General features: G+C 63.0%; 3 protein-coding genes. All 3 read left to right on the plus strand.

Annotation, left to right across the window (positions count from 1 at the left end; genetic code table 11):
• Nucleotides 1-171: 171 nt before the first annotated feature.
• Nucleotides 172-2,178 carry an ATP-dependent zinc metalloprotease FtsH gene (gene ftsH, locus JMJ95_RS13765; RefSeq protein WP_290686493.1) on the plus strand — a complete coding sequence of 669 codons (2,007 nt, stop codon included), beginning with the start codon at nt 172-174 and terminating at the stop codon, nt 2,176-2,178.
• Nucleotides 2,179-2,383: 205 nt separating this feature from the next.
• Nucleotides 2,384-3,472, plus strand: coding sequence for an Ldh family oxidoreductase (locus JMJ95_RS13770; RefSeq protein WP_290686497.1), 1,089 nt, complete (start codon nt 2,384-2,386; stop codon nt 3,470-3,472).
• A gap of 14 nt (nt 3,473-3,486) precedes the next feature.
• On the plus strand, nt 3,487-4,307 hold an 821-nt coding region (gene larA / locus JMJ95_RS13775; RefSeq protein ID WP_290686500.1), incomplete at its 3' end, for a nickel-dependent lactate racemase.

Consider the following 4,307-nt stretch of genomic DNA (forward strand, 5'->3'; position numbering starts at 1 on the left):
ATCCCGCCGGGAACGGGGAGCATCCCCGCACCGGGATTGACGGAGAACCTCGGGGAGGAGGTATAATAAATTGTAACCTTATCAGAATAACCTGCGCTTGTTTTAGGGACCGTCGCCTCTCCCCCCCTCAGATCCCGGGAGGGAGGATCATCTGCACCGAGGAGGATTTTCATGGAAAAGAAACCCCCATACACCGACAGGTCCAAGGAAAGCGGCAGACTTCAGCCTTTCCCGCGGAAGAACGGTCCGTCCAGAGCGCAGCCCGGGAAGAACCTCCCCCCGAGCAGGATTTGGCTGTGGTTTCTTGCCGTTCTCGCCGTCAACTACCTCCTGGCCTCTCTTCTGGCACCGGCGCCCAAGGAGCCGGTGAACATCCCCTACACCCTCTTCAGGGAGGAAACGGCGAAAGGGAACGTCCATGCCATCTACAACAGGGGAGAGATCGTCTGGGGTAATTTCCGGAATCCCGTGACGTACCCCGGAGCCGGAAAGGAAACCGTTCCTTCCGGGAACGGGGCGAAGACGGTCACGCTCTTCACCACCACCCTTCCGGCGTTCGTAGACAGCAGTCTTGAGGCGTTTCTGCTCTCCCATGGCGTGGAAATCAGCGCAAAACCCATGCACGAGGAGCGGAGCGCCTGGGAGACCCTGCTCTACAGTTTCGGCCCCGGACTGCTGTTCATCTTCTTCTATTTCTGGCTGTTCCGCCGGTCCTCCTTCCAGGGAGGAGCGGGAGGCCTCATGGGTCTCGGGAAAAGCAAGGCGCGGCGATACGATCAGGAGGCGGAAGAGAAGGTCACGTTCGACGACGTGGCAGGCATCGACGAGGCGGAGAACGAACTGGTGGAGATCGTCGATTTCCTGAAGGATCCCGAAAAATACACCAGGCTCGGAGGGACCGCCCCGAAGGGCATCCTTCTCGTGGGAGCGCCGGGAACGGGAAAAACCCTGCTGGCGAAGGCGGTGGCCGGCGAGGCCGGGGTTCCTTTTTTTTCCATGAGCGCCTCGGAATTCGTTGAAATGATCGTCGGCGTGGGCGCGGCACGGGTGCGGGACCTTTTCAGCCAGGCCCGGGAAAACGCCCCGGCCATCATCTTCATCGACGAGCTGGACGCCATCGGCCGTGCCAGGGGCCAGGTGAGCATCGGGGGCTCGAGCGAACAGGAACAGACCCTGAACCAGATCCTGACCGAGATGGACGGTTTCTCAAGCAAGACCGGGGTTATCGTCCTCGCGGCCACCAACCAGCCCGATGTGCTCGACAAGGCCCTGCTGAGGCCGGGGCGGTTCGACCGGCGGGTCGTGGTCAATCTCCCCGACAGGACGGGAAGGGAGGCCATCCTGAAGGTGCACACCAGGAACGTCCCCCTGTCCGAAGAAACCAGCCTCGGCGAGATTGCCGCCACAACACCCGGCTTTTCCGGGGCCGACCTGAAAAACCTCGTCAACGAGGCCGCCCTCCTCGCCGCCAGGCGGGGGCAGGACAGCGTAACGGCCAAGGATTTCCTGGATGCCCTCGAGAAGATCGTTCTCGGTCCGGAACGTCCCCTTCTCCTGAGCAGGGAGGACAGGGAGCAGGTGGCGTACCATGAAGGAGGACACGCGATACTCGGACTGACGGTCCCCGGCGCCGATCCGGTTCACAGGGTGACGATCATGCCCCGGGGCCAGGCACTGGGAGTCACATACCAGCGCCCCGTCTCCGACCGGTACAACTACCCGGAATCCTATCTCCGGGCACGGATCATCGGCATGCTCGGAGGCAGGGCTGCGGAAGAGGTCGTCTACGGAACAAAGACCACGGGAGCGGAAAGCGACATCGAGCAGGCGACGGGACTTGCCCGGAGGATGGTCACCCGATGGGGCATGAGCGAACGGCTCGGCATGGTGCAGCTCGCACCCAGGGAGAACCCCTACCTCGGTACCCAGGCGGGATTCGGTGGGACGAAGCCCTTCAGCGAAGAGACCGGAAAAATCATCGACGAAGAGGTCTTCAGGATCATCAGAGACAGCATGGAAGAGGCGAAAAGGCTGCTGACGCTCCACAGGAGGGAGCTGGACGCCCTTGCGGACGCCCTTGTCTCCAGGGAAACGCTGGATGAAAAGGAAATCCTCGCCGTCACGGGACTGACCCCATCCCCTGCGCCCCCGGCGGAAAAACTGCCGGCGGAGGCCTGAACAGGGCCTTCCCGGAAGACGGGAAGGCGGGGAGGCGCCCCCGGGCGAGAATCCCGGTCTGAACCTCCCGTGATGGCAGGGGCAAAAAGTTCAATAGGCAGTATAATCTGAAGAAACCCGGGCAATCCGGTGTTTCCCTCTGAAGTCGTTCCCCGGATTTTCCCCTGCGGGGATCCGGAAAATACGTGGAAGGAAGGGATTTCTTTTGGCTTTCGAACGAATACGGCTTGAAGCGCTCGTTGAACTCTCCGCGTCAATCCTTGAAAAACTGGGCTATCCCGCCCACAAGGCCCGCATCACGGCCGCGGTGCTTGCCGAAGCCGACGCCAGGGGGGTCTCCTCCCACGGGGTTACCAGGCTGAAGGTGTACCGGAACGAACTTGAGGGAGGGCACGTCAAGCCGGGAGCGGATCCGGAAATCGTCCACGAAACCCCCATCTCCCTGGTGGTGGACGGCCACTACGGCGTTGGAGCCCACATTTCCGAGTTCACCATGAAGCGGGCGATCGAAAAGGCAAAAGCCCATGGAACATGCTACGCCTCGGTGCGGAACTCCAACCACTTCGGCATGGCGGGGCTGTGGGCCGAGATGGCGGTGAAGGAAGGCCTTCTGGGCAGCGCCTTCACCAACACCATCCGGTGCGCCGTCCCCACCCTGGGGAAAGAGCGGCTGCTCGGCACCAACCCCATCGCCGTGGGCATCCCCTCCGACGGCGACCTCCCATGGCTGCTCGACATGGCCACCACCACCGCTCCCCGGGGCAAGCTCGGCGTCTACAAGCGCCGGAATCTCGAAATGCCCGAGGGCTGGTTCGTGGGTGAATCGGGCGAAACCGTGACCGATCCGTCCGAGGCCACCTCCATTCTCGCCGATCCCACGGGCAAATGGGGCGGTCTCCTCTTTCTCGGGGGAGCGACCGAGCTCATGGGAGGGCACAAGGGATACGGCCTCGCCGTCCTGGTGGACATCCTCTGCGGCCCTCTGGCGGGCGGTCCCTGGACCCGGGATGTCTTCCAGACCATGGATGCCAACGTAGGCCATTTCTTCACCGCCACGAGGCTCGACCTCTTCGGCGACGAGAAGGACATCCGCAGGCGGGTCGGAGAAATGCTGGACGCCCTCCGCTCCTCCGCTCCTTCCGAGGGAAACGAGCGGGTGTACGTCCACGGCGAAAAGGAGACCCTCCGCAGGAAGGAGGCCCTGGAGACGGGAGTGCCCCTGGACGAAGCCACCTTCGGAATGCTGAAGGACTTCGCCGCCGAATTCGGCCTCACTCCCCCCGAAAAAATCTGACGAGGAGGTGCGTCATGGCACGGATAACCTTTCCCTACGAGGGATTCGGAGACGCGATCATTCCCGACGGCAATCTTCTTGCGGTGCTCGCCCCCCGGACCGCGGCCCTTTCCTCCGGGAGCGACCTTGATGAAGTGAAGCGGGCCCTCGGAGAGCCCATAGGCTCCCCGAGGCTGCGGGACATGGTAAAAAAAGGAAACTCGGCGCTCATCCTGATCGATGACAACACCCGGAACACTCCCACGGCGCGGCTGCTCCCCCTGGTTCTCGAGGAACTTGCGGCCGGAGGGGTGACTCTGCAGGATACTGCGGTCCTCATTGCCCTCGGGACCCACCGGGCCATGTCTGACGCCGAGGTGGAAGACAAGGTCGGGAAGGACCTCCTGGAGAGAATCCGGGTCTTCCAGCACGACGCCCATGACATAGAGGGGCTGGCAAACCTTGGAACCACGGAGCACGGCACGGAAGTGTGGGTCAACAAACTCCTCCTCGAGTTCGACCACGTGGTGGCCCTGGGACACATCACGCCTCACAGGGTGGCGGGGTTCTCCGGGGGGGCGAAGATGGTGCAGCCCGGAGTCTCCGGGGTGGTCACCACCGGCCAGACCCACTGGGTGAGCGCTCTCTACGAAGGTGAAGAAATCATGGGAACCATCGACAACCCCGTCCGCCGGGAGATGAACGCCGTGGCGAAAAAGGCGGGGCTCACCTTCATCGTGAACGTGGTGCTGGACCGGGAGGAGCGGATCTACCGCTGCGTCTGCGGCGACCCGGAAAAGGCCCACGCGGCGGGCTGCGAGGCTTCCCGGGAGATCTTCGGCGTCCCCTTCCCGGA

Origin of the sequence: Aminivibrio sp. (assembly GCF_016756745.1) — a bacterium.
In the GTDB taxonomy this organism is placed as follows: Bacteria; Synergistota; Synergistia; order Synergistales; family Aminobacteriaceae; genus Aminivibrio.